23 protein-coding genes are annotated in these 23,826 nt (G+C 69.5%); all 23 read right to left on the reverse strand.

Annotated elements, in window-relative coordinates; genetic code table 11:
• Nucleotides 1-25: 25 nt before the first annotated feature.
• Nucleotides 26-1,429, reverse strand: coding sequence for an RNA polymerase factor sigma-54 (gene rpoN, locus O9255_RS03820; RefSeq protein WP_297865509.1), 1,404 nt, complete (start codon nucleotides 1,427-1,429; stop codon nucleotides 26-28).
• 118 nt (nucleotides 1,430-1,547) lie between these two features.
• Nucleotides 1,548-2,129 (reverse strand): class I SAM-dependent methyltransferase, encoded by a 582-nt coding sequence (locus O9255_RS03825; RefSeq protein ID WP_297865510.1) that lies wholly within the window; start codon nucleotides 2,127-2,129, stop codon nucleotides 1,548-1,550.
• 75 nt (nucleotides 2,130-2,204) lie between these two features.
• Nucleotides 2,205-2,885, reverse strand: coding sequence for a NeuD/PglB/VioB family sugar acetyltransferase (locus O9255_RS03830; protein WP_297865511.1), 681 nt, complete (start codon nucleotides 2,883-2,885; stop codon nucleotides 2,205-2,207).
• Nucleotides 2,882-3,637 carry an SDR family oxidoreductase gene (locus O9255_RS03835; protein WP_297865512.1) on the reverse strand — a complete coding sequence of 252 codons (756 nt, stop codon included), beginning with the start codon at nucleotides 3,635-3,637 and terminating at the stop codon, nucleotides 2,882-2,884. The genes O9255_RS03830 and O9255_RS03835 overlap by 4 nt, the downstream gene beginning before the upstream one ends.
• 24 nt (nucleotides 3,638-3,661) lie before the next feature.
• A complete protein-coding gene (locus O9255_RS03840) occupies nucleotides 3,662-4,438 on the reverse strand; it encodes an SDR family NAD(P)-dependent oxidoreductase (protein ID WP_297865513.1) in 777 nt (258 codons plus the stop codon).
• A 1-nt stretch (nucleotide 4,439) separates the two neighbouring features.
• On the reverse strand, nucleotides 4,440-4,664 hold the full coding sequence (locus O9255_RS03845) for a hypothetical protein (protein WP_297865514.1): 225 nt from the start codon (nucleotides 4,662-4,664) through the stop codon (nucleotides 4,440-4,442).
• Entirely contained in the window at nucleotides 4,657-5,745 is a 1,089-nt protein-coding gene (locus O9255_RS03850; protein ID WP_297865515.1) for a ketoacyl-ACP synthase III, read from the reverse strand. Before O9255_RS03850 ends, O9255_RS03845 begins: the two co-directional genes overlap by 8 nt.
• A complete protein-coding gene (locus O9255_RS03855) occupies nucleotides 5,742-5,969 on the reverse strand; it encodes an acyl carrier protein (RefSeq protein ID WP_297865516.1) in 228 nt (75 codons plus the stop codon). The genes O9255_RS03850 and O9255_RS03855 overlap by 4 nt, the downstream gene beginning before the upstream one ends.
• On the reverse strand, nucleotides 5,966-7,519 hold the full coding sequence (locus O9255_RS03860) for an amino acid adenylation domain-containing protein (RefSeq protein ID WP_297865517.1): 1,554 nt from the start codon (nucleotides 7,517-7,519) through the stop codon (nucleotides 5,966-5,968). Before O9255_RS03860 ends, O9255_RS03855 begins: the two co-directional genes overlap by 4 nt.
• Before the next feature lie 11 nt (nucleotides 7,520-7,530).
• Complete coding sequence (locus tag O9255_RS03865; RefSeq protein ID WP_297865518.1) at nucleotides 7,531-8,238, reverse strand: formyltransferase family protein; 708 nt, start codon at nucleotides 8,236-8,238, stop codon at nucleotides 7,531-7,533.
• Nucleotides 8,238-9,056 carry a phytanoyl-CoA dioxygenase family protein gene (locus tag O9255_RS03870; protein ID WP_297865519.1) on the reverse strand — a complete coding sequence of 273 codons (819 nt, stop codon included), beginning with the start codon at nucleotides 9,054-9,056 and terminating at the stop codon, nucleotides 8,238-8,240. The genes O9255_RS03865 and O9255_RS03870 overlap by 1 nt, the downstream gene beginning before the upstream one ends.
• A complete protein-coding gene (locus O9255_RS03875; RefSeq protein ID WP_297865520.1) occupies nucleotides 9,053-10,267 on the reverse strand; it encodes a DegT/DnrJ/EryC1/StrS family aminotransferase in 1,215 nt (404 codons plus the stop codon). The genes O9255_RS03870 and O9255_RS03875 overlap by 4 nt, the downstream gene beginning before the upstream one ends.
• Before the next feature lie 150 nt (nucleotides 10,268-10,417).
• Nucleotides 10,418-12,766 (reverse strand): tetratricopeptide repeat protein, encoded by a 2,349-nt coding sequence (locus O9255_RS03880; protein WP_297865521.1) that lies wholly within the window; start codon nucleotides 12,764-12,766, stop codon nucleotides 10,418-10,420.
• 58 nt (nucleotides 12,767-12,824) lie between these two features.
• On the reverse strand, nucleotides 12,825-13,364 hold the full coding sequence (locus O9255_RS03885) for a PilZ domain-containing protein (protein ID WP_297865522.1): 540 nt from the start codon (nucleotides 13,362-13,364) through the stop codon (nucleotides 12,825-12,827).
• Entirely contained in the window at nucleotides 13,357-13,647 is a 291-nt protein-coding gene (locus O9255_RS03890; protein WP_297865523.1) for a hypothetical protein, read from the reverse strand. The genes O9255_RS03885 and O9255_RS03890 overlap by 8 nt, the downstream gene beginning before the upstream one ends.
• A 4-nt stretch (nucleotides 13,648-13,651) precedes the next feature.
• Nucleotides 13,652-14,035 (reverse strand): flagellar export chaperone FliS, encoded by a 384-nt coding sequence (fliS, locus tag O9255_RS03895; protein ID WP_297865524.1) that lies wholly within the window; start codon nucleotides 14,033-14,035, stop codon nucleotides 13,652-13,654.
• A 6-nt stretch (nucleotides 14,036-14,041) separates the two neighbouring features.
• Entirely contained in the window at nucleotides 14,042-15,370 is a 1,329-nt protein-coding gene (fliD, locus tag O9255_RS03900; protein ID WP_297865525.1) for a flagellar filament capping protein FliD, read from the reverse strand.
• A gap of 89 nt (nucleotides 15,371-15,459) precedes the next feature.
• Nucleotides 15,460-16,674, reverse strand: a complete 1,215-nt coding sequence (locus tag O9255_RS03905) for a flagellin (protein WP_297865526.1) — start codon at nucleotides 16,672-16,674, stop codon at nucleotides 15,460-15,462.
• A gap of 241 nt (nucleotides 16,675-16,915) precedes the next feature.
• Nucleotides 16,916-18,109 carry a flagellin gene (locus O9255_RS03910; protein WP_297865527.1) on the reverse strand — a complete coding sequence of 398 codons (1,194 nt, stop codon included), beginning with the start codon at nucleotides 18,107-18,109 and terminating at the stop codon, nucleotides 16,916-16,918.
• Between the two features lie 131 nt (nucleotides 18,110-18,240).
• On the reverse strand, nucleotides 18,241-19,440 hold the full coding sequence (locus O9255_RS03915; RefSeq protein WP_297865528.1) for a flagellin: 1,200 nt from the start codon (nucleotides 19,438-19,440) through the stop codon (nucleotides 18,241-18,243).
• Nucleotides 19,441-19,590: 150 nt separating this feature from the next.
• Nucleotides 19,591-20,811 carry a flagellar hook-associated protein FlgL gene (gene flgL, locus O9255_RS03920; protein WP_297865529.1) on the reverse strand — a complete coding sequence of 407 codons (1,221 nt, stop codon included), beginning with the start codon at nucleotides 20,809-20,811 and terminating at the stop codon, nucleotides 19,591-19,593.
• A gap of 12 nt (nucleotides 20,812-20,823) precedes the next feature.
• The gene (gene flgK, locus O9255_RS03925) at nucleotides 20,824-22,707 is read right to left on the reverse strand and encodes a flagellar hook-associated protein FlgK (protein WP_297865530.1); all 1,884 of its coding nucleotides are present in this window, start codon (nucleotides 22,705-22,707) and stop codon (nucleotides 20,824-20,826) included.
• The gene (gene flgJ / locus O9255_RS03930) at nucleotides 22,707-23,825 is read right to left on the reverse strand and encodes a flagellar assembly peptidoglycan hydrolase FlgJ (RefSeq protein ID WP_297865531.1); all 1,119 of its coding nucleotides are present in this window, start codon (nucleotides 23,823-23,825) and stop codon (nucleotides 22,707-22,709) included. Before flgJ ends, flgK begins: the two co-directional genes overlap by 1 nt.
• Between the last annotated feature and the right edge of the window lies 1 nt (nucleotide 23,826).

The following is a 23,826-nucleotide window of genomic DNA, read 5'->3' on the forward strand; positions in this document are numbered from 1 at the left end:
GGCGCCGCGGGCGGCGTGGAACCGGTCAGGCCGCGCGGGCCGCGAGGCCCCGCTGCCGCGCCGGCGGGATGTTCAGCTGCTCACGATACTTGGCGACGGTGCGGCGGGCCACCTGCACGCCGCGGCGGGCGAGCAGGGCCACCAGCACGTCGTCGGCCAGCGGCGCGGCCGGCAGCTCGGCATCGATGAGCTTCTTCACCAGCGCGCGGATGGCGACCCCGGCGATCGCGCTGCCTTCCAGCTTCACGCCGAAGAAGCGCTTCAGCTCGAACAGGCCGCGCGGGGTCTGCAGGTACTTGCCGGTGGTGATGCGCGAGACGGTGCTCTCGTGCACACCGACGTCGGCGGCGATCTCCTTCAGCGTGAGCGGCAGCAGACCCTCTTCGCCGCGCTCGAGGAAGGCCTGCTGGCGCGCCACCACGGCGCGGGCGACCTTGATCAGGGTGTCGTGGCGCTGGGCGATGCCGCGGGCCAGCCAGCGCGCCTCGTTCATCAGCGCCTTGAGGTGCTGCACGGAGGGCGAATCGCCGGCTTCCGACAGCGCGCTCTCGTACTCGCTGGCCACGCGCACGCGCGGGGCGGTCTGCGGGTTCAGCGCGACGTGCCAGCGGCCGTCCGCCGGCCACGCCACGACATCCGGCAGCACGTGCACCTGCTCTTCGGCCAGAAGGGGCTCGCCCGGCTTGGGGTTCAGCGACTGGATCAGGCGGGCGGCGACGCGCAGCGCCTCCATCGGCGCGGCATGCGCGGCGGCCAGGGCCGGCCAGTCGCGCTGGGCGACGAGGGCGAGGCTGCGGTCGATCATGTCGCGGGCGAGCGCCACACCGGCGTCCTTCGCCGGCAGGTCGTGGATCTGGGCCAACAGGCACTCGCGCAGGTCGACGGCGGCAAGGCCGGCCGGCGTGCCGTGCAGCAGGCGCTGGCGGATGGCCTCGGCGCGGCCCTTGCGGAGGCCGAGCGCGGCGGTGATGTCGGCATCGATGGCGTCGCGGTCGCCGGCGAGGTAGCCGGAATCCGCCGTGCGCTCCAGCCAGGCCGCGGCGATGGCGAGGTCGGCGTCCTTCAGTTCCATCGCGAGGCCTTCGAGCACCCGCAGGGCCGGGTCATTGCTGACCGGCGCGGCCACGCGGGACAGGCGGTCTTCGCCTTCTTCCGGATCGAAACCGCTGCCCATGCCGGGCGTCGACCAGAGGTCGGGCAGCTCGTCGAAGGCTGCCGTCTCCTGCGCCGCGCGCTCCTGCGGGGTGAGCTCGGGCAGCGCAACGTCGGACTCGTCCTCCTCGCGCTCCAACATCGGGTTCTGGGCGAGCGCCTCGGCCAGCTCCTGCTCCAGCTCGAGGCCGGTGAGGCCGAGCAGGCGGATCGACTGCAGCACCTGCGCGTTGAGGCTCTGCGACTGGGACTGGGTGGCGGCGAGGCGGTTCTTCATGGCGGCACTTCCGAGGAGGTGCCGAAGCGGGATGCAAGGGGCGTGCCAACGGGGGTGGCGGGAAACCGTCGGGCCGGGACGACCCCGGGCTGCGCGCCGACGCCGACCCCTCCGGGGCTCAATCCACGGGTTGGAAGCGCATCTCGCGCGGATCGGATTCGTCCAGCCCCTCGCGATGGCGACGGAGCACCAGCCCGTACTCGAGCGGGAAAAGGTTCCGATCGGGGGTGTTGAGCTTCTCCAAGGACACCGTCTCGAAATCGCGGAACAGCACCTTCAGGCCGAACTCGGTGAAGCGCCAGCAGTCGGGGATCGGCCCGTGGATGCGGGCATTGAGCGGCGTGGTGACCAGCAGGTGCCCGCCCACCTTCAGGATGCGGCGCAGCTCGCGGACGGCCGCGAACGGATCGACCACGTGCTCGAGCACTTCGGTGCACATCAGGGCGTCGAACTGGCCATCCGCGAGGTGCGGGTTGTGCCGGGTGATGTCGGCGACCACGTCGGGATTCGTGTCCGGCGTGATGTCGAGCGTGACGACGCGGAAGGCCTTCAACTCTGGGATGTCCTTGCCCTGGTTGCCGATGTCGCAGACCACGTCGCCCTCGCGCAGGTACTGCGCGACGAAGGCTTCGCGGGTGCGGGTGATGAAGTCCCGTGCCACCGGGAAGCTTTGCAGGTCGAAGGCCGAAGGCAGGGTCATCAGGAACTCCAGGAAACCAAAGGGAACGCCGGGACGCATGCGCGGCGCCGGTGGCGGAATGGGGGGATGCGGGCGTCAGGCGTCGCCATCGCGGTCGGCACCGTTGTCGATGACGCAGGCGGGATTGCCGAACACCGTGGCGCGCGGCGGCACCCGCCGCAGCACCACGCTGCCCAACCCCACCTTGGCCCAGGCGCCCACGGCTTTGCCCGGGTGGACCATGCTGCCCGCACCAAACAGCACGCCCTCGCCCACTTCGACGTGGCCATTGATGGCCACGTTGCCGAGCAGGCTGCAGTAGTCGCCGACGACGGCATCGTGGCCGACGCCGCAGGAGGAATTCACCAGCACGTGCGCCCCGATGCGGCTGTCCGTCGAGATGCGGCAGCAGGGGCAGATGATCGTGCCGGCGCCCATCACGGCGTTCAGCCCGACGTTGGCGCTGTCGTGGACGAAGGTTTCGGCCGTCCAGCCCAAGGCATCGAGCGCCAGGGCGATGCGGCGCTTCGCCGCTGGCTCGGCGATGGCGATGACATACCGCGCTGGCGCTCCCTCAAAGGCCTCGGGCCGAAGCACCGGTAGGCCATGGCAGGTCTCGCCGGGTGCGGCCTGCTCGGTCACGAAGGCCTGCACGCGGTAGCGCTGGCGCGTCGCCTCGCTGCAGCCGGCGATCCAGCCCAGCAGCTCGCGGCCAAGACCGCCCGCACCGACGATGACGAAGGGCGCCTCGGGCGCCGCGGTCGGGGCTGGCCTCATGCCGAGATGTTCGCTGTGCGGCCGCCGTCGACCACCAGCTGCTGGCCGGTGATCCAGCGCGACTGGTCGGACAGCAGGAACTCGACCGCGTCGATGACGTCACGCGGCTCGCCGACGCCCAAGGGGTAGTCGCGCAGCAGGCGGGCCGCGGTGTCCGGGTCGTCGAACATGCCGGCGGTCATCGGCGTGCGCACGGCGCCGGGCAGAACGGAATTCGCTCGCACTTCGGGCGCAAGCTCGACAGCCAGCGAGCGCATCAGGGCATCGAGCGCGGCCTTGCTGGCGCTGTAGGCCGAGAAGCCCTTGGCGCCGAACTGCGCGGCGATGGTCGAGATGAAAACGAGATTGCGAAGCCGCTTGTGGTTGACGTCCTTGCGCATCAACAGGCGGGTGATCTCGAAGGCGGACAGCACATTCGTGGCCATCACCTGCTGCGCGTGCGCGGCGGTGATGCTGCGCAGCGGCAGCACCGAGAGCGTGCCGGCGCAGTGCACGAAGGCCTCGATGCAGGCCGGCTGGGCGGCGAGGCAGGCGCCGAGGCTGGCCGCGATGCCGTCCACATCCGCCAGATCGTGGCACCACGCGAGGTGCTGCTCCGGCGACTCGCAAGCAAGACGCGTGGCCTCGAGGCGTTCGCGATCGCGGCCCGCCAGCACCAGGCGATGCCGCCGAGACAGCGCGATGGCCATCTCGCGGCCAATGCCCGAGGAGGCGCCGGTGAGCAGAAGGTAGGGAGGAAGCGCGTCGGCCATGGGGCAAGTCTGTCCGTTCGGCGATCAGTGCGCGAGATAGCCACCATCGACCACCAGCACCGTACCGGTGATCCAGCGGCCGGTGTCGGCGGCGAGAAACACCACGGCATTGGCGATGTCCTCGGGCTCGCCGAAGCCGAGGGGATGCTGCGCCTCCACCGACTCGCGCTGCCCCGGCTCCCAGAGGCGCTCGGTACGCTCGAGCAGCGGCGTGCGCACGAAGCCCGGCGCGATGCAGTTGACACGGATGCGCTTCGGCGCGAGCTCGACCGACAGCGTGCGGGCCATGCCATGCAGCGCGGCTTTGCTGGTTGCGTAGGCCACGGCACCGGCAGAGCCGGCCATGGCCATGACGCTGGAGATGAAGACCAGGGCGCCGTGTTCGCCGGCGTACACCTTGCGGCTGGCGAGCGCGCTCGACAGCGCCAGCGCGGCCTCGGTGTTGACCGCGAACAGCTCGCGGGCGCGCTCGAGCTTGAGCGTGCGGACCGGCATCACGCTCTGGAGGCCGGCGCAGTGGACGATGCCGTGCAGCGGGCCTTGCGCGGCCACGCAGGCCTCGACCATCGGCCCGATGGCCTCGGCATCGCGCAGGTCGAACGCCGTCGTCTGCACCGCACTGCCTGCGGGAAGCGCGACGCGCACGTTCTCGAGGGCGGCGGTGTCGATGTCGACCAGGCTCAGGCGCGCGCCCAGCCGGGCCATCAGCACGGCGACGGCGCGACCGATACCGGAGGCGGCACCGGTCACGAGGTAATGCCGGCCCGTCAGGTCGAGCGGGTGGAACGCGGGCGCCTCCATCTCAGGCCGCGGCTCGCCGGCTGAGGATCAGGTCGTACAGCGCCTGCACCGTGTCGACCTTGCGGACCTCTTGCGCGGTGACCTTGGCGCCGAACGATGTGTCCGCCATGGCCACGACCGACAGCACGGCCAACGAATCCCAGGCGTCGAACGCGTCGAGCACGGCATCGCCGACGACGGCGTCGGCCTCGAGGATCTCGGCCATCTCGGCGAGGAAATCATCCATGGTCAGCTCCTTGGGACGGGAAATCGATCATCTCGCAGAACTCGAGCGGGCCGAGCTCCATCAGCAGAGCGCTCCAGGTGAGGCCCACGCCGAAGCCGCCGAAGCACACCGTCAGGGTCTCGCGGCGCAGGCGCTCGGCGAAGTTGGAGGCGGTGGCAACCGGGATGGTGACGCCACTGGAATTGCCGTACTGCTCGACCACGTTCGACGGCATCTTCTCGTAGGGAACGCCCAGCTTCTCGGCGAGCTTGTGCAGCATGAATCGGTTGGGCTGGTGGAAGAGGAAGGCGTCCACGTCATCGACTGAGGTGCCGGTGTCGCGCAGCAGCGCATCGACGAGGGCCGGCACTTCGGTCATCACGAAATTGAAGACCGCCGAGCCGTCCATGACCAGATGATCGGCAGCGCGGGAATTGCCCTCGGCGTCCTCGTGCAGCTCGGCGGTCTCGGCACTGCAGGGCTGGCGCATTCCGCCGGCCGGGATCGTGAGGGCGCCTCCACGGCTGCCGTCCATCTTCAGGCTGGCGTGGACCACCGCGGCATTCGGATCGCGCTCCACGAGCGTGATCGCGGCGCCGTCGCCGATCAGCGGGTAGCTGTTGCGATCGCGTGGCGACACCTTGCGACTGAGCACATCCCCGTTCACCAGCGCGACCTTCGCGATGGCGGGTTGATCAAGCAGCATGAAGGCCTGAATCAATCCGACGACGAAACCGGCGCAGCCCTGGTTGATATCGAGGCAGAACACGTCGTAGCCGAGCCCGAGGCGCCCATGGATCACGCTCGCCGTGCCGGGCATCAGGTAGTCGGGCGACTGCGTCACCACGACCAGGGCGTCGATGTCAGATGGCGCGAGCTGGCCCCGCGCGAACAGATGCTCGAAGCCCGCGACGGCGAGGTCGGAAACGCAAACCGGTCCGTCGACGATGCGCCGACGGTCGTAGCCCATGACGTCCTTCAGCTTGAGGGAGCGCGCGGGGCTGAAGTTGTAGTTCGCCATCTCGTCGACGAACAGGCGCTCATACGCCGGCAGGACCGTGAGCAGTCCAGTGATGCGCTTGCCGGCGAAGCGAAGATTCACGGGCGGGCTCCGGCCTCGCCGAGGAGACGCTCGATCGCCTCGAGGTTGCTGAAGTTCTCCGGCACGATCGCCATGCCGTCGATACGGATGCCGTAGGTCTTCTCGAGGTCCGACACCAGGGTGATCAAGTCAAGCGAGTCGAGCAGGCCGTCGCCGAAAAAATCCGCGGACTGGCGGAAATCGAACTCCGGTCGGATGGCGGAAAGCAGGTCGAGCACGCTCATGGCGTCGATTCCTCGAGGGTGTTCTTCAGGCCGTTGCGATCGATCTTTCCGTTGGGGTTGCGCGGCAACTGCGGCATGGGATGGAAGGCGGTCGGCAGCATGTACTTGGGCAGCATGGTCGACAGATGGCTGCGGATCGCGGCGGGCTCCACCGCTGCGGCCTCCACCTCGTAGAACAAAGTGATTTCCTTCTTCGCCGAGTGGTAGAGCACGCAGGCGTTGGCGATGCCGGGCACACCGATGACGTGGTGCTCGATCTCCGGCAGTTCGATGCGGTAGCCCATGTGCTTGACCTGGAAGTCCTTGCGGCCGGCGAGGTGGATCTCGCCGTTGGCGCCGCGCACCGCGAGGTCGCCGGTGCGGTAGATCCACTCCGGGTAGCGGCGGTTCAACGGGTTCTGCACGAAGGCCTTGGCGGTCTTCTCCGGGTCGTTCCAGTAACCCAGCGCCAACGAGCTGCCGCGCACGCACAGCTCGCCCATCTGGCCGTCGGCGCAAGGGGCATCGTGCTCGTCGAGGATCAGGATTTCGGTGTTGCGGCAGGGGACGCCGATCGGCAGCGGCTCGTCGTCGGCGAACTCGCGGTCGACGATGAAATAGGTGCAGTCGACATGGATCTCGATCGGGCCGTACAGGTTGACGAACATCGCCCCGGGCAACGCGCGCCGCCAGTGGTTCAGATGGCGCGTGGGGAAGACCTCGCCGGCGAAGAAAACCGTCTTGAGCGCCGGCAGCGGCACCGCTTCGAGCAGGCCGAGCTTGGCGATGTGCACCATGATCGACGGCACCCAGAACAGGAAGCTGACGGCGTGCTCGGCGAGGAAGGCCATCAGCTTCGCCGGGAAGATCGCCAGCGATTCGGGGATGACCACCAGCGTCGCGCCCTTGGCGAGGCAAGCATTGAGTTCCAACGTGTAGATGTCGAAGTAGAACGGCGAGAGGCTGCCGATGACCATCGTCTCGTCGAAGGTGAACGTGTCGAACACCCAGTCCATGAAGTCGACGGTGCCGCGATGGCTGAGCGCGACGGCCTTCGGCGTGCCGGTCGAGCCGGAGGTGTTGATCAGGCACAGCGGGTCGGTGTCGATCACCCGGGCGCGGCGTGCCTCGAGCGCGGTCTCGTCGAAGCCCGTGTTGCCATCGGAAGGCGCGGCGACGAGATCGTCGATGAACACCATCCGCGCCGCATCGACTCCGGCAGCCGCAGCGTCGGCCATCTGCGTGCGCGACGTGATGACGAGATGTGGGCCGACATGCTCGAGGATGTTGCGAAGCCGCTGCGTCGGCAGCTTCACGTCGAGGTTCATGTAGACGTTGCCGCTGTAGGCGATGCCGAGGTCGGCAACGACCACGTCGGCGCCCTTCGGCAGGAAGACCGCGACCGGTGAGTTCAGGACGTCGGCGCGTTCGACCAGACGCGCAGCGCAACGCTTCGCGCGGACCGCGAGCTCGGCGAAGCTGAGTCGCTGATCGCCATCAATGACCGCCAGCTTTTGGGGGCAATGGCGAAGTGCGCCGTGTTCGAAGTAGTCGAGGACGTTCGTCTGCATGGGGGCTCCGGTCACGCGGCAGCGTGCCGATCGACGTCGGCGAGCTGGGCCGCCAGCGTGGGGAAGAAGGCCTGGTAGGGGCCGAGACGACTGGCGCGACGGCGGCGCTCGGGCGAGGCCTCGGCGCAGAGACGCGCGACATCCTTGTAGCCGAAGGCCTTGCCCGCATGGTCGACCGGCGTGGCGACGTCGTCACCCGCGGCGATGGCGGCGACGTGCTGCTCGTAGAGGTGCTTGCAGGCGTCGAGGCCCCGGCCGAATACGATGGGGAAGTCATCCTCGGCCGCGACCGCGAAGGCCTGCTGGCCCACCACCGGCCCCGTGTCGACCTTCTGGCCCGGCAAGAGGCGATGCAGGGTGGCGCCATACTCGGCTTCGCCACGGCAGATCGCCGCGACGACGCACACCTCGGCCAGGCCGCGATAACGCTGCACAAGTCCGTTGTGGATGTTGTAGAAACGCGGGCCCGACGCGAGCAGCGCGTCCGAGAGCAGGAACCGGTTGTTGATCGAGAACACCACCTTGCCGCCCGGTGCCGCGAGCTGCGGTGGGAGGTCAGCGTTCGGATCGTCGGAGGAAAGAACGGTGACGCCGAGGCGCGCGAGGCGCGGCAGCGCGGGGTCACCCACGGGGCAGCAGACGACCGCAACCGGCAGGCCGAGGGCCAGCGCGTGGCCTACGGCATGCGAAAGCAGTGCGCCGCCGCCGACGAAAACCATCAGTCGCTCCCGCCTTGAAGCCGCGACAGCTCGGCGGTGAGCTCCTTCATCCGCGTGGTGCGCGAACGTTTGAACAGCCCCGCGGCGGCCGAGCGGTCGATGCGGTTCACCGGGCCGTTCTCGCCGCAGACCATGGCGACCGTGCTCGGATCGCTGGCCGGCTGGATGATGGTGTCGGCGAGGATGCGGTCCGGACCGCCGAGATGCGGGCCGGAGCGATGCCAGGTCGAGCTGTCCATCACGACGAGGTCGCCGGGATTCAGCTCGGGGAGGATCGACGGCCACGCCGGGAACGCTTCGGGATCGATCTCGCCGGCATCGCCGAGGTAGCCGTACTGATGCGTGCCGAGGAAGAACTCGAGTCCGCCGTTCTCGCGCCCGCAGACGCTGAGCGGAGTGAAGAACGAGGCCTTCTCGGGGAAGCCGAGGTGGTAGCAGTAGTCCTGGTGCAGGAACACCGGGTCACGCGAGAACTGGTCCTTGATGACGAAGCGATGGTTGTAGAGGCCGACATCGGGGCCGAACATCGCGCGCGCCACGGCGCGGTGCTCCGGCGACTCGTACATCGTCGCGAGCACCGGCGGCAACGGTTCTTCGACCGCGACCTTGTTGAAGCCGACCTTGCGCGCGGCCAGGGTGTTCGCCTGGAACTCGGCCCACGCCGCCTGCCAAGCGGCGACGGTCTCGGCGGGGAACAGATTGCGCACCACGAAGGCCCCCACCGCGCGGAAAACTTCGACGTCGAACACCGGCGCGTCGCAGGCCGGCGCCAGCGCGGCGACCTGCTCCGGCGTCAGGCCGCGCGACGCGCGGCTCATGCGCGGGCCCTCGAAGCGCCCAGCACACGGAACACCGAAGCAATGACCTCGATGGCATGCGGCGGCAACGCCGTTCCGGTGGGCAGCACGATGACGCGCTCGGCGACCGCCTTCGTGTTCGGGAGCAACAGGCCCGCGTGCGGGTACAGGTCTCGATAGGGCTGCATGTTGTGGCAGCCGGGCCAGAAGTACTTGCGGGCCAGGATGCCCTCCGCGTGCAGCGCCGCCACGATCTCGTCGCGTGAAGCCGCGAAGCCCGAATCGACTTCAACGATGACGTACTGGAAGTTGCTCTGCTCTCGCGGGTCGTAGCGCAGCAGCGAGACGCCCTCGATATCCGCCAGTGCAGCCTCGTAGGCCGCAAGGTTCGCGCGGTTCACTTCGACCACGGCGTCCAGCGAATCGAGGTTGGTCAGGCCCATCGCCGCGCAGATCTCCGGCATCTTGCCGTTGGTGCCGACGTGCACGGCCTTGTCGTAGGTCTCGAATCCGAAGTTGCGCATGTAGCGCATCGTCGTGGCGAGGTCGTCCTCGTTGGTGGTGACGGCACCGCCCTCGAAGCAGTTGAAGAACTTGGTGGCGTGGAAGCTGAAGACCTCGGCGCGGCCGAAGGCACCGACCCGACGCCCGCGGTAGGTCGAACCGAAGGCGTGCGCGGAATCGAACATCAGTGAGAGATGGCGGCGGCGGGCGATCTCGGCCAGCTCGTCGACCGGCGCGGCGCGGCCCCAGAGGTGCACGCCGATGATGCCGCTGGTGCGCGGCGTGATCATCCGCTCCACCGCCGCGGGATCGATGTTGTGCGTGACCGGGTCGATGTCGGCGAACACCGGCGTGATCTCCTGCCATTGCAGGGCGTGCGCCGTCGCGATGAAGGTGTACGAGGGCAGGATCACCTCGCCCTTCAGGCCGAGCGCGCGGATGGCGATTTCCAGGGCGATGGTGCCGTTGGACATCGCCACCACGTGGCGGACCCCAAGGTAACGCGCGAGCTTCTGCTCGAGCTCCTGCACCAAGGGGCCGTTGTTGGTCAGCCAGCGACTGTCGAGCATGGCGTCGACGCGGCCCATGAACGCAGCGCGGTCGCCGATGTTCGGCCGGCCCACGTGCACGATGTCGGTGAATGCGGGCGGTGCGCCACGGATGGCGAGGTCCGCGAGGCCGCGGATGGCCTTACGTCCCGGGCGGGACTCGCCCGGCGGAGCGATCACGTCTTTCTCCACGGAGCCCCCCGGCACGGCGGTCGTTGCATGGGACGTTAGCATTGCGATCACGCTCGCGGCGAAGGAGTCGTGCCCCTCCCCGTGCAAGGCCCATGCCACGCGGTGGTGACGCTCGGTCGACGCCGGCCCAGACCGCCGTCAGCGGGAGCGTGGGGGAACCAGCAGCGGAGCCGGCGGCAGACCCTCGCACCAGCGCTGCCAGGCCATCCGCGCGCCGTCCTCGAAAGTCTCGATCGCGGCCTGCGACGAGCCGATGTTCGACGCTCCCATCCGTTCGCGAAGGCCGGCCCGGACCGCGGCCAGCCTCTCGCGTGCCGACGGATCGGCGAAGTCCGCCGCGCGGGCGACGAAGTCGCCTGCATCGCTGGCGATGAATTCCATCAGCCCGACGCGCTCGAGGATGGCCGCGCCGGCCCGGCTTGGCAGCGTCGGCCCGGGCACCGTCAGCGTGGGCACGCCCATCCACAGGCCGAGGCAGGTCGTCGTGCCGCCGGCATACGGGGACGTGTCGAGCAGCAGGTCGATCCGGTCGTGCGCTTTGAGATAGCTCGTCGTGTCCGTGCGCGGCAGGAACTCGAGTCGCGAACCCTCGACGCTGCCGGCGGTGAATTGGGCACGAAGCCGCGCCTCGCCCGGCGCATCCGCCGCACCGATCACCAGCCGGGAACCCGGCGTCGCACGCAGTACCGCCGCCCACAGCTCGACTGTGCGCGGCGTGAGCTTGCTCATCCGATTGAAGCTGCCGAAGGTGAAAGGAGCCCCGCCGGCCGACGGCAGGGGCGCCACATCGGGTGCATTGGCGGGCGGCTGGAAGGCGGCGTTGGCGGCGCCAAGCATCAGCTTTTCGGTGAATTGCCCGTCCATCCGCCCCGGCGGCGCAAAGATCGTGTCCGCGAGGTAGTAGTCCATGCGCGTGAGGCCGGTGGTAGCCGGGTAGCCGTAGGAACTGATCTGGATCGGTGCCGGCTTCAGGGCGAAGATGCCGAGGCGGTTGAAGGCCGTATGGCCGGAAAGATCCACGAGCACGTCGATGCCGTCCTGGCGGATGCGGTCGGCCGCCCGCTCGTCGGTCAGGCCGGCGATGTCGCACCAGCCGTCGGTCGCGGCGCGGAGCTGCGCCGTCGTCTCGTCGTTGGTGCGGTGGCTCGAATAGGCGAAGACTTCGAAAGCGGAGCGGTCCATGCCGTCCCATAGCGGCTGGACAAAGCCCGCCATCGCATGCCGCCGGAAGTCGCCGGAAACGAATCCGACGCGGAGGCGACGCGCTGGGTCGCGCTCGTTCTCCCAATGCGTGTTTGGCGCTCGCTCGCGCTCAAGCAACTCACCAAAGCGGCGATGCAGCGCGAAAAGCTCATCGACGCCGATCTCGGCGATGTGGGTACCAACGAACAGGGCAATGCCCAAGGCGCCAAGATGCGGCGTTTTCGTCGTGTCGAGGCGGCGGAACAGCGCAGCCGCCTCCTCGTGGCGCCCCACGCCGAGATAGCAGACCGACAGCGCGGAGACGCAGGCTTGGTTGGCGGGATCCGCCGCCATCGCCTCCTCGAGGAGTGGCAGCGCTTCCTCGTGCAGGTCGCGGTCGCGCAGGTAGGCACCCAGCGCCAAAGCCACCCGGGCATCATGGACACCCAGAGAGCGCGCGCGGCGCAGCAGCGTCTCGGCCTCGGGGTCGCCGCGCAGATTGAGCAGAAGTCCGCGATTGACGAGGGCCCGGAGGTTTTCGGGCTGGCGCTGCAGCACGTCGCGGAAAAGCGCCTCGGCTTCGTCGAGCCGCCCGCGCTCGTTGAGCGCGAGCGCGAGGTTCATCTCCACGTCCACACCCTCGGGATCGAGATCGCAGGCGATACGCAGGACTTCGATGGGTCCGTCGCCGCGCTCGTCGGCGGGCATGCTGGCCCCGAGCACCCGCCAAGCGAAAGCGCACAGTGGATACTGGGCCACGAAGGCCGACGCGGACGCACGCGCCTCGGCGAATTCCCGCTTCAGGAAAACCTCCCGAAGCGCCATCAAGGCCGCGCGGGGCGCTTCAGCGGCCTGCTTCGCCGTCTTGCCGCTGGCGCGCACCTGGGCCGCGATGATGGCAAGGCGTCGATCGTGGAGACGCTTCTCGAATCCTGCGGCAGCATCGGCGGGCAAGCCCGACTGCATCGCCCGATGCAGCAACCGATGCACGGCCTCGTGCTGTCCGAGTTGCATCAGGGCCTCGAGCTGGCTGATCCAGAATTCCTTCTCCCAGGGGCGAAGCTTCAGCGCACGCCCGAAGCGGGGCAACGCGCCTTTCCAGTCGCCGCGCTGCGCAAGCAGCCACGCCAGCCCGTGCTCGGCCTCGGCGGCATAGGGGTTGGCCCGGAGCGCGTCCAGGTACTGGGCCTCGGCCTCGTCCAGACGTCCGGATTCATGCGCGGCATGGGCCTCCCGCAACGCGATCTGCGCATTGCGGGCCAAGTCGGCGGAAGGTGCGGCGTCGCGGGTCATTTCGGCCAGCATGGCTCAGGCATGTCGGGACAGGAACCCTCGACGTGCAAGCCGCATGCCGGCTTCGGTCTCAGCCGCGTCGCTGGGCCGCGAGCCAGCGCCGATGCAGGCGGAACACGTGGCGTTCGAGCAGGTCCGCCAGCACGGGCTCGAGGGGCTCGAAGGCCCACCACGAGCTCTCGCCTTGGCGGGCGAGGCAGCGTACCGGCAGATACGCCAGCAAGGGCAGGCCATCGCCCGGCTGCCAGGCCAAGGTGGCCGGCGTGTCCGCGACCTCCGCGTCGGCTGCGGACGCCTGAATCCGCAGGCCGCGAGCGCTCAAGCGCACCACTCGCGGTGGTGGCGGCGCGAGCGCCGGCAAGGCTTGCGCCAGCAGCTGGAGGGTGAGATCCAGCTTGGCCTCGAGACGGCGCAGCGCTGGATCGGTGGGGTGCGCCGGGTCGTCGGTTTCGCCGCGACGCTCCTCCATCATCGCGAGGTCGCGCAACAGTCGTTCGACGCCCTCGGCACTGCCCGCGGGAGGGGCGCCCGGCTGCACGCGCACCCGGGCCGTCAGCTCGCAGGCGACGGCGCCATCGAACAGCGCGGCGTCGGCGGCGGCCTCATCCACCGGCGTTGCCCAGGTAGGCGCGCGCCGCAGCACCGCCTTTGCGGGTAGCGGAGAGCTCGCGCGAGACGCCCGATTGCACATCGAGCAGGGCCTGAAGCAGCTCGCGCTGGCCGGCGGCCAACATCTCCATCTCGCTCGTGGCGAGCGGGCTCGCGCCGGCGCAAGCGGCGCGCACGGCGGCATCGTGGTCCTGCAGGGCCGCCTCGGCGCGCGGAAGATCGACGGCGTTGAGCGCGTCGCGGGCCTCGCGCAGGGCCTGCAGGGCCGTCGCGTAATCGCTCATCGGCTCAGGCCGGCTTGATCTGCTTCCACGCGGCGAAGACGTCGTCCAGCAAACCGGCCACTTCGCCGAAGCCCTGCGCGTCGTTGGCGGCGTTGGCGGCGACGATGCGGCGCGAGGCGTAGTCGTACAGCGCCTCCAGCCGGGCGGCGATGTCGCCGCCTTGGCTGAAATCGAGGCAGCCGGACAGCGAATCGACGATCGCGCCGGCTTCGGAGGCAGCCTTGGCCTTGCGCGTGAAATCGCCGCTGGCGATGCAGGCCTCGGCCATGCGCAGGCGCTGGATGGCGCCTTCGAGCATCAGCGCGATCAGCTGGTGCGGGTCGGCCTCGTGCACGCGGGTTTCGACGGCGGTGCTGCGGTAGGCGGCGGCGGGGTTGCGGGTGGTCATCGGGCATCAACCAGCGCCGGGAAGGCGCGCGAGTTCCTGGGTGAGAAAGGACGACGTGCTTTGCAGCTGCGAAACGAGACCGTCGAGCGCCGTGAACTGCCGACGGTAGTTGTCCTCGATGCGCGAGATGCGCACATCAAGGCGCTCGCGGTCGCTCAACAGGCCCTTCAGCCGATCGTTGAGGGCCTTGGTGCGGGCGTCGAGCAGGCCGGTGTTCGGGGCGACGGCGCCCTCAAGGCGAGCGGAGAGCACGGCGCCGAGGCTGCCGGCGATCTCCTTGTCGAACAGGCGCTCCACGGCCGAGGGACTGGCGGCGAGCGCGGCGTCGAACTTGCTGACGTCGATGCTGAGCGAGCCGTCCTTGCTGCTCTTGATGCCGAGCGTACTGAGCTCGTCAAAGGCGTCGCCGATGGCCCCGCGCAGCTGCTGCTGGAGGCCGCGGACGGCGGCATCGCCGACGAGCGGGCCACCGACGCGGGTTTCGGCATTGAAGGCGCTGGCGTTGCGCAGCTGGGTCAGCGCGGCGTTGTAGGCGCCGACGAAGCTCTGCATCGCCGTGCGGACGTTGGCATTGTCGGCGACGATGTCGAGGGTGAAGGTGCTGTTGTCCTGCGCCTTCGTCAGGTCGATCGTGACGCCGCCGATGAGATCGGTGAGGCGGTTGCTGTCCGCCGTCCGGGTGACGCCGTCCACCTTGACCACGGCATTCGTCGCCGTCGTGGTGACCGCGAGGCCATTGGTGAAGGTGGCGATGCTGCCCGTGGCGTTGATGGTGATGGCGCCGGCGGTGCCCGCTTTCGCGGCGTTGAGCACCAGCACGCTGCCGGAGTCGCCGTTGACGACGGTCGCCGCAAGGCCCTTGCCGGCGGTCGCCGTGTTGATGGCGTCGCGCAGCTGGGTGATGGTGTTGGTGGCACCGAGCGTGACGTTGAAGGTCTCGGTGCCCACGGTGAAGCTCAGGGTGCCGGTGCCGAGATCGGCACTGGTGGTGACGGGGCCACTCTGGCGCTTCTGCGCCGTGGCCAGCGACTCGACCTCGATGGTGTAGCGCCCGAGGGCGGCGGCGCTGGTGGCCGTCGCCGTGAATCCGGCGTCGGCCTGGATGGTGGCCTTGCGGCCGGCGACACCGCTGCTGCCATCGAGCGCGTTGGCGGCCGTGCGCAGGCTGGAGAGCGCGGTCTTGATCTGGTTGAACGCGGTGAGGTCGGCGCGGGCGTCGGTTTCCCGGCGGGCGATCCGCTGCTCCTGTGGCGCGCGCTCGGCCGCCACCAGCTGGGAAACCAGCTGGTTGACGTTGATGCCGGACCCGATGCCGGGACTGGAAATCGAACCCATGGCGAACTCCTCGACTCTGCGGGATATCGGCCGCGCCCCCGGGGCCTGAAGCTACGCCGCCGGGGGAAGGGCCGCCAGTGCGCGCCGGTTCAGCCCCGCAGCAGGGTCAGGACGTTCTGCGGGATCTGGTTGGCCTGGGCCAGCATCGCCGTACCGGCCTGCTGCAGGATCTGCGTGCGGGTCAGCTCGGCGGTCTCGCGGGCGTAGTCGGCGTCTCGGATGCGGCTTCGCGAGGCGGTCAGGTTCTCGGAGTTCGTCGTCAGGTTGGCGATCACCGAGCTGAAGCGGTTCTGGATGGCACCCAGATCGGCGCGACCCCCGTTCACCGTCGTCAGTGAGAGGTCGACGATCGATAGCGCGCGGCCCGCCCCCACCACGGTGGAGACGTCCAAGGTGTCGAGATAGGCCGGGTTGCCGGCCGGGGCCACCGTGTTCGCCGCCGGCTCCGTGCCGAGCGTGATGCCGGCGGTGCTGCTGCTGACGGCACCGTAGTCGACCTCGTAACCGGCGAACGCACCATTCGCGTCAACCGACTGGCGCACCGAGGAGAAGGTGATGTCGACGCCGTTGGCAGCGACTTCGGCGTACAGGCCGGTCTCGCCGATACGGGCATTGATGGCGGCAGCGATGCGGCCCACCACGGTGCTGGCAGTGTCGCCGATCCGGATCTCGACGTCATCAATGGTGACGACGTTGTTCAGGCTGTCGGTGACGGTGATACCGGAGATCGTAGCGGACGCCGTGGCCGTGCCGGTCACGACCGCGGCACCGGTGAAGGTGTCAAAGACGGCACCGCCCAGGCTCTCGGCACGGGTATCTGCGGTCTCGGTGATGGCGATGGCCTGGCCGGCGTTGGCGCCGACCTGGAACAGCTGCGCGGTGAACGAGCCGTCCAGCAGCTTGGTGCCGTTGAACTCGGCCTGCTTGGCCACGCGGTCGACTTCGTCGATGAGCTGCTGCACTTCGGAATTCAGCGCGTCGCGGTCGCTCTGGCTGTTGGTGGCGTTCGCCGACTGCACGGCCAGCTCGCGGATGCGCTGCAGGTTGGAGCCGACTTCGCCGAGGGCGCCTTCGGCCACCTGGGCGAGCGAGATGCCGTCGTTGGCGTTGCGGGCGGCCTGGTTGAGGCCGCGGATCTGGGTGGTGAAACGTTCGGAGATGGCCAAGCCGGCGGCGTCGTCCCGGGCGCTGTTGATGCGCAGGCCCGAGGACAGCCGCTGGATGGTCGTCGCCAGCGAGGCGCTGTTCGCCTGGAGATTCCGCTGGGCATTCAGCGAAATCGTGTTGGTATTGATGATGCTCATGTCCGTTGGATCCTCGAGGAGATGGGAAGAGCCCTGCGGGCCAAGGCCCGGCAGGACACGCGGATCCCTCACGGCATCCGCCGACCGCCGGCTTCCCGACAGGTCTGCCCCAGAGCTGCAAGCCCCGTGCCATAGGCACCCTGAGGGCGGCACGCCAACGGAAACGGGCCGGAGGTCGCCCCCCGGCCCGGTGCTCGAACATCATTGGATGGGACGGCTCGAAGGCCGCCGTCGGGACGGCTTAGCGGAGCAGCGCCAAAACGTTGGCCGGGATCTGGTTGGCCTGCGCCAGCATCGAGGTGCCGGCCTGTTGCAGGATCTGCGTCCGCGTCAGCTCGGCGGTCTCGCGGGCGTAGTCCGCGTCGCGGATTCGGCTGCGGGAGGCCGTCAGGTTCTCCGCACTGGTGTTGAGGTTGGCCACCACCGACTGGAAGCGGTTCTGCACCGCACCGAGATCGGCGCGGGCACCGTTCACCGTGGTCAAGGCCTTGTCGATGATGGTGATGGCGCGACCAGCCCCAACGATCGTGCTGACGTCGAGGTTGTTCAGGCGACTCACCGAGGTATTGCTGCCTGCACCGCCAGTCACACCGAACGTGGTGATGCCGGCAGCGCCGCTGGTTCCGCCATTGATGGTGATCCCGGCAGCGACGCCGCTGCTGTCGACCCACTCGGTGATCGACTCCAGCGTCATCCCGGCACCGCTGGCTCGAGCCAAGACCCCGGTGTCCGCGACGGCGGCATTGAACGCGGCTTCCATCTTCTTCACGACTTGTGCGGCCGTGTCACCGATAGCGACATCGACATCGCCGACGGCGATGGTGTTGCCGTTCGGGCCGACCACCCCGAGTCCGGTGATCGTGCCGGCCGACGTCGCCGTGCCGGTCGCGAACGCGCCGCCGGTGATGAAGCCGAACGTGGCTGCGCCGACCTGATCGACGCGCGCGTCGGCGGTCTTCTGGATGGCGATGGCCTGGCCGGCGTTGGCGCCGACTTGGAACAGCTGGCCGAGGAAGGAGCCGTCGAGCAGCTTGGTGCCGTTGAACTCGGCCTGCTTGGCCACGCGGTCGATTTCGTCGACCAGCTGCGTGACTTCGGCGTTCAGCGCGTCACGGTCGCTCTGGCTGTTGGTGGCGTTCGCCGACTGCACCGCCAGTTCGCGGATGCGCTGCAGGTTCGTGCCGACCTCGCCGAGGGCACCTTCCGCCGTCTGCGCCAGCGACACGCCGTCGTTGGCGTTGCGGACGGCGACGTTCAGGCCGCGGATCTGGGTGGTGAAGCGCTCGGAAATCGCCAGGCCGGCCGCGTCGTCGCGGGCGCTGTTGATGCGCAGGCCCGAGGACAGGCGCTGGATCGTCGTCGCCAGCGAGGCCGAGTTCGACTGCAGATTGCGCTGGGCGTTCAGCGAAATCGTGTTCGTGTTGATGGTGGACACAGCCGCTCCCCTCGGCGCACCCGGAGGCGTCGCCGCGCGAATTCAGGACAAAGCAAAGGCGGGCCCGGGCTCGGGCCCGCCTTCGGGCATCGCGGATCGGGACGCCGGTGCGAGGCCGGCGCCCGGATCGATTACCGCAGCAGCGAGAGGACGTTCTGCGGGATCTGGTTGGCCTGGGCCAACATCGCCGTACCGGCCTGCTGCAGGATCTGCGTGCGGGTCAGCTCGGCGGTTTCCTTCGCGTAGTCCGCGTCGCGGATTCGGCTGCGGGAGGCCGTCAGGTTCTCTGCGCTGGTGTTGAGGTTGGCCACCACGGACTGGAAGCGGTTCTGCACCGCACCGAGGTCGGCGCGGGCGCCGTTCACCGTGGTCAGGGCCTTGTCGATGATCGCCAGGGCCTGGCCGGCGCCCTTGACCGACGAGATGTCGAGGTCGTCGAGGAAGGCCGAGGCCGGTGCCGTGGTGTTCTGGGCCGGCGCCGAGGCCAGGGTGATGCCCGCAGTCGAGCTGCTCACGGTGCCGGTGTTAACGATGAAGCCGGTGAAGGCGCCGCTGGCATTGACCGACTCGCGCACCGAGGCGAAGTCGATGTTGGTGCCGTCGGCCGTGGCCAGCACGCCGGTCTCGCCGATCTTGGCATTGATGGCCGCGACGATCTTGCCCGTCACAACGGCGCCGGTGTCGCCGATGGCGATCGAAACGTCGTCGATGGCGACCGCGTTGCCGAGGCTGTCGGTCACCGAGATGCCGGTGATCGTGGCCGCGGCCGTGGCGGTGCCAGTGGCAGCACCCGCGTTGTCTTCGGAGTCGAACACCGCGCCGCCGAGGGAAGCGGCCTGCGCATTGGCGGTCTTCTGGATGGCGATGGCCTGGCCGGCGTTGGCGCCAACCTGGAACAGCTGGCCGAGGAACGAGCCGTCGAGCAGCTTGGTGCTGTTGAATTCGGCCTGCTTGGCCACGCGGTCGATTTCGTCGACGAGCTGCGTGACTTCGGCGTTCAGCGCGTCACGGTCGCTCTGGCTGTTGGTGGCGTTCGCCGACTGCACCGCCAGTTCGCGGATGCGCTGCAAGTTGGTGCCGACTTCGCCGAGGGCGCCTTCCGCCGTCTGCGCCAGCGAGATGCCGTCGTTGGCGTTGCGGACGGCCACGTTCAGGCCGCGGATCTGGGTGCTGAAGCGCTCCGAGATCGCCAGGCCGGCCGCGTCGTCGCGGGCGCTGTTGATGCGCAGGCCCGACGAAAGGCGCTGGATGGTCGTCGCGAGCGTGGCGCTGTTCGTCGAAAGATTGCGCTGGGCGTTCAGCGAAATCGTGTTGGTATTGATGACGCTCATGGCAGGGTCTCCTGATCGGGTCTTTACGCCGGTGCGACGGGGTGCCGTCCGGGGCCGCGGTGGGGGGCCGTGGCCCGGTGCTCCCGCTGCTGTATGCAGTAACGGCGCTACCGGCCGGAGCTTTAGGCCCCGGAGACTGCGATTTGTGGATCAGCGCAAATAATTGAACAGGGAGAGGCTGGCCACACGCTGGAAGCTGAGCTGGGCCGCGTCCAGGGCCGTGCTCTGCTGGGCGAGGCGGCTGGCGGCCTCGGCGACGTTCACGTCCCGCAGGTCGGAGAGCGTGGTCTTCAGGGTGACCGTGGTGGCCTCGCGCAGGGCGCTGGCCTCGTCGATGCCGGCCAGCCGGGCCCCGCCGGCGGCCCGCTTGTCCACGAAATGGTCCTGGGCCGAGGAGACGTTGGCCAGCGCCACGAAGATGGCGTTCTGCTGCCGCACCCGCTCGGTGACAGTGGTCGCCGGCGCCTCGAGGCTGTCGGCCAGGGCATCGAGGGTGCCGAAGATGTCCTGCCGCCCGGCGGGGTCGATGGTGAACACGTCGCCGGTGGCCGGCTCGCCGTTGAGGCGGAGCTGCAGGCCCTCGAAGCTGAGCGTGTCGCCCGGCGCGTAGGTGCCCGTCTGGGGGGGCACCAGCGGGGCGCCGCCGGCGTCCTGGATCTCGTAGGTGGTCGGCGAGGTGAAGGCCACCCGGTAGCCGACGCTGCCATTCGCGGCCCAGGCCGCCGCATCGAGCACGCCGAAGGTGCCGAGCAGGCCGGTGCCGGTGTTCGCCGCCGCGGCGGCCACGGCGACGCGGCCGTCGCCGGTGGAAATGCGCATCCACACCTCGCTGCCCGGCTCGGCATCGGCCAGGGCCAGGGCCGGGGCCACCTCGATGCGGCGCTGCACCTGGTCGCCCACGTAGGTGACGCCGGTGGTGGCATCGACGAAGGGCGGGCGGTCGTCCTGCGCGCCGCCGAACAGGTAGCGGCCGGCCGCGTCGGTGCCGTTGGCGATACCGAGCAGGCCTTCCCGAATCTGCCGGATTTCGCGGGCGATGGTCTGGCGGTCGCTGGCCGAAAGCGGGGCGTTCGCGGCCTGGATGCTCAGTTCGCGCACGCGCTGCAGCAGTTCACCGGCTTCCGTCAGGTTGCTTTCCTGCAAGTTCAGGCGGTTGCCCAGCACGTTGGCGTTGAGTTCGAAGCGTTCCAGCTCGGCCAGCGAGCGGTCGATGGCGGTGGCCGCGCCGGCCGCGAGCGGGTCGTCGGCCGCGGTGTTGACCCGTCGGCCGCTGGCGATCTGGTTCTGCGTGGCGATGAGGTCGACCTGCCGGCGCAGCAGCTGGGCGATGTTGGCCTCGTAGAGCGAATTGCTGGAGATGCGAGTGGTCATGGCTGTGCTCCGTCAGCGCCGCACGGCGGCGAGGAAGGTCTGGAACACGGTGTCGGCGATGCTGATGACCTGCGCCGCCGCCTGGTAGGCCTGCTGGAAGCGCAGCAGGTCGGCGGCCTCTTCGTCGAGGTTCACGCCGGACAGCGACTCGCGCTGCTGCACCAGCGCTTCGTCGATGGCCTTCTGGCTGTCGAGCGAGAAGCTGGTCTCGCGCGCGGCCGAGCCGATGCGCGTGGTCTGCGCGACGATGGCGTCGTTGAGCGAGTTGGCGCCGCCGCCGAGCACGCGGGAATCATCCAGCTGCGCCCAGGCCCGCATGTTCGTGTTGTCGCTGGAGTTCGAGACGTTGGCGCCGACGCGGAAGGTGTCGCCGGCCCGCGGCACGCCGTCGAGCACGAGGCGCCAGCCGTTGGCGTCGATGTTGGCGCCCGGCGTGTAGGCCTGGGCCGGGCCACCGTTGAGGCTGAACGTGGTGGGCGTCAGGAACTGGACCGTCGCCGGCGTGGTGAGCGCGGCGTTGGTCGGGTCGAGCACCGCCAGCGAGACCACGCGGCCCTGCCCGAGGTTGGTCAGGTCGGCGCTCGGCCGGATGCGGCTGGCGGCGGCGATGCGGTTCGGGTCGTTGATGGCCAGCGCGATATCGCGCGCCGCGTTGCTGGTCGGCTCGATCAGGAAGCGGTCGTTGGCCGCGGCCGCACCGGACACCACCACCTCGATGCCATTGACGACGAAGGGGCTGGCCACGGTGCCGAGGCCGGCCAGCGCGACCGGCGCGCCATTGTCCCCGCGGCGTGCGGTCCAGTTGGCGCCGTCGAAGCGGAATTCCAGCGGCACGCCGTCGAGCGCACCGACGTTCGCGATGTCGACGGCGAGCGTGGCCGTGCCGGTGTTGTTGCGGTTGGCCAACGGCTGCGGTGCCGCGAGCGCGAAGAAGTCGGTGCCAACGTTGCCGTTGAGGTCGAGGCCCGCAGTGCTCTGGCCGTTGACGATCTCGGCCAGCGTGGCGGCGATGCGTCCCAGTTCGGCGCGGCCGGCATCCACCAGGTCCGCGCGCGAGGACAGCGCACCACCGAGCTGGCCGGCGATGCTGCCGGCGCCGAGGCGCACGGTGCCCGTCGTGGTTTCCAGAGCCAGCACGACACGGTCGTTGCGGAAGTCGTCCTGCACGGTGACGAAGCGCGAGGCCGTGGCGCCGACCACGATCGGCTGGCCGCCGGTGGTGAAGACGTTGAGCGAGCCGTCTTCCTGCGGCAGGGTGGTGACGCCGGTGAGGTTGGCCACATCCGCCACGAGGCGGTCGCGCTGGTCGAGCAGGTCGGGCGAGGCGTTGCCAGGGCCGTTGCGGCCGATTTCGACGTTGAGCCGCGCGATCTCGCTGGCCAGCCGGTTCACTTCCTCGGCCCCGCCGGTCAGGCGCGCGTTGATCTCACGGTCGATCTGGTCGAGCCCGCCCTGCAGCTGGTCGAAGCGGGCGACGAGGGCCTCGGCGCGGCCAAGCAATTCGGTGCGCGCCGCCTGCGAGGCCGGCTCGGCGGCCACGCCCTGCGCGGCGTCGAAAAAGGCCGAAAAGGGCTGGGCAAGGCCGGTGGTGGCGTCGGTGAACAGCTGGTCGATGCGCAGCGCGAAGCCGTTCACAAGGTCGAGGCGACCGATCTCCCCCTGGCTGTCGAGCAAGCGGTTGGTGACCAGGGTGTCGGAGAGGCGCGTGATGCTGGCGATCTGCACGCCGGCACCGATGTAGTTGTTGCGCAAGCCGTCGCCGGGGCGATTGGACAGCTCGACGCGCTGCCGCGTGTAGCCGTCCACCGTCGCGTTGGCGATGTTGTGGCTGCTGGTCGCCAGCGCGCGTTGGAAGGCCAGCAGGGCACTGGTGCCGTTGCCGAGGATGCTGGGCATCAGAAGGCTCCCATGCCGCTGGCGGCAAACATCAGGTTGCGGGCCGACGGGGCGGTCGGGCCGGTGGCGTCGTCGATGTCGAGGCGGGCCAGCGCGCGATTCAGGGCTGGGCCGGTGGCGATGGCTTCGATCTTCCGGGCATAGGCCGGATCGGTGGCGTAGCCGCCGCGCTGCAGGGCCGCGGCGAAGCCGCGGATGTCGTCCCCGGCATTCAGCGCCCCGGCGTAGCGCGGGCTGCGCTTCAGCAGGGCGGCGTAGTCGTTGAAGCTCTGCTCGACGCCGTCGTAGGCGCGGAAGGCCGCGCGTTCGGTGCGGAAGCCGCCATTCGCGAACTCCTGCGTCGCCGTGGCCACGCTGCCGCCGCGCCAGCCGCCGGTGGCCTTGATGCCGAAGTAGTTGTTCGCCGTCTGGCCGTTCGCGCTGATCGTGCTGCGGCCCCAGCCGGTTTCGAGCGCCGTCTGCGCGACGATGGCGCGCGGGTCGACGCCGAGTTCGCGACCGATCTTCTGCGCGTGCGGCCAGACCTTGGCGACGAAGGCGTCGACGCGGGCGTTGCCCGGGCCTGCCGTCGCGGAGGGCGCAGGTTCGGTGGCGGCGCTGGCGCGCACGGCCGGCATCATCCGCGGCACGTCGGCGGCGGCGATCCAGTTCGGTCGAGCCGGGGTATTCGAGGCAGCGAGCGCCGGCGTCGACGCGCCAGTGGGCGCGGACGGCAGCGGCGCGGCGGCGTCACGCGCCAGCGGCTTCGCCGCCAGCGGTCGCAGGTAGGTGTCGAGCGGCAGCATCGGCGCGCTGCCGGCTTTCGGCATCGAGAGCGGCAGTGCCTGCACGGCGTCGTCCGCACCCCCGCCGGCCTGGCGGCTGAGCTGCCGGGCGATCATCGTGGAGAGCCCAAGGCCCTTGCCTTCGGTCAGCGACTTCGCGATCTGTTCGTCGTACAGCTCGCGGAACTGGCCGGCGGCGCCGGGGAACATCGTGTCGCCGAGCGCCGTCTCACGCATCTGCTTGATCATCATCTGCGCGAACAGGCCTTCCATCTGCCGCGCGACCTTGTCGATCTGCGCGGCGTCGTTGGCCGGCGGCGGCGAAAGCGGCAGGGGACGGGCGTCGACGCGCATG

Origin of the sequence: Silanimonas sp. (assembly GCF_027530345.1) — a bacterium.
In the GTDB taxonomy this organism is placed as follows: domain Bacteria; phylum Pseudomonadota; class Gammaproteobacteria; order Xanthomonadales; family Xanthomonadaceae; genus Silanimonas.

What these genes read in the sequence shown, in the direction of transcription:
- rpoN (WP_297865509.1), bottom strand. Translation starts at nt 1,429, where the DNA reads ATGAAGAACCGCCTCGCCGCCACCCAGTCCCAGTCGCAGAGCCTCAAC.
- O9255_RS03825 (WP_297865510.1), bottom strand. Translation starts at nt 2,129, where the DNA reads ATGACCCTGCCTTCGGCCTTCGACCTGCAAAGCTTCCCGGTGGCACGG.
- O9255_RS03830 (WP_297865511.1), bottom strand. Translation starts at nt 2,885, where the DNA reads ATGAGGCCAGCCCCGACCGCGGCGCCCGAGGCGCCCTTCGTCATCGTC.
- O9255_RS03835 (WP_297865512.1), bottom strand. Translation starts at nt 3,637, where the DNA reads ATGGCCGACGCGCTTCCTCCCTACCTTCTGCTCACCGGCGCCTCCTCG.
- O9255_RS03840 (WP_297865513.1), bottom strand. Translation starts at nt 4,438, where the DNA reads ATGGAGGCGCCCGCGTTCCACCCGCTCGACCTGACGGGCCGGCATTAC.
- O9255_RS03845 (WP_297865514.1), bottom strand. Translation starts at nt 4,664, where the DNA reads ATGGATGATTTCCTCGCCGAGATGGCCGAGATCCTCGAGGCCGACGCC.
- O9255_RS03855 (WP_297865516.1), bottom strand. Translation starts at nt 5,969, where the DNA reads ATGAGCGTGCTCGACCTGCTTTCCGCCATCCGACCGGAGTTCGATTTC.
- O9255_RS03860 (WP_297865517.1), bottom strand. Translation starts at nt 7,519, where the DNA reads ATGCAGACGAACGTCCTCGACTACTTCGAACACGGCGCACTTCGCCAT.
- O9255_RS03865 (WP_297865518.1), bottom strand. Translation starts at nt 8,238, where the DNA reads ATGGTTTTCGTCGGCGGCGGCGCACTGCTTTCGCATGCCGTAGGCCAC.
- O9255_RS03870 (WP_297865519.1), bottom strand. Translation starts at nt 9,056, where the DNA reads ATGAGCCGCGCGTCGCGCGGCCTGACGCCGGAGCAGGTCGCCGCGCTG.
- O9255_RS03880 (WP_297865521.1), bottom strand. Translation starts at nt 12,766, where the DNA reads ATGCTGGCCGAAATGACCCGCGACGCCGCACCTTCCGCCGACTTGGCC.
- O9255_RS03890 (WP_297865523.1), bottom strand. Translation starts at nt 13,647, where the DNA reads ATGAGCGATTACGCGACGGCCCTGCAGGCCCTGCGCGAGGCCCGCGAC.
- fliS (WP_297865524.1), bottom strand. Translation starts at nt 14,035, where the DNA reads ATGACCACCCGCAACCCCGCCGCCGCCTACCGCAGCACCGCCGTCGAA.
- fliD (WP_297865525.1), bottom strand. Translation starts at nt 15,370, where the DNA reads ATGGGTTCGATTTCCAGTCCCGGCATCGGGTCCGGCATCAACGTCAAC.
- O9255_RS03905 (WP_297865526.1), bottom strand. Translation starts at nt 16,674, where the DNA reads ATGAGCATCATCAATACCAACACGATTTCGCTGAATGCCCAGCGGAAT.
- O9255_RS03915 (WP_297865528.1), bottom strand. Translation starts at nt 19,440, where the DNA reads ATGAGCGTCATCAATACCAACACGATTTCGCTGAACGCCCAGCGCAAT.
- flgL (WP_297865529.1), bottom strand. Translation starts at nt 20,811, where the DNA reads ATGACCACTCGCATCTCCAGCAATTCGCTCTACGAGGCCAACATCGCC.
- flgK (WP_297865530.1), bottom strand. Translation starts at nt 22,707, where the DNA reads ATGCCCAGCATCCTCGGCAACGGCACCAGTGCCCTGCTGGCCTTCCAA.
- flgJ (WP_297865531.1), bottom strand. Translation starts at nt 23,825, where the DNA reads ATGCGCGTCGACGCCCGTCCCCTGCCGCTTTCGCCGCCGCCGGCCAAC.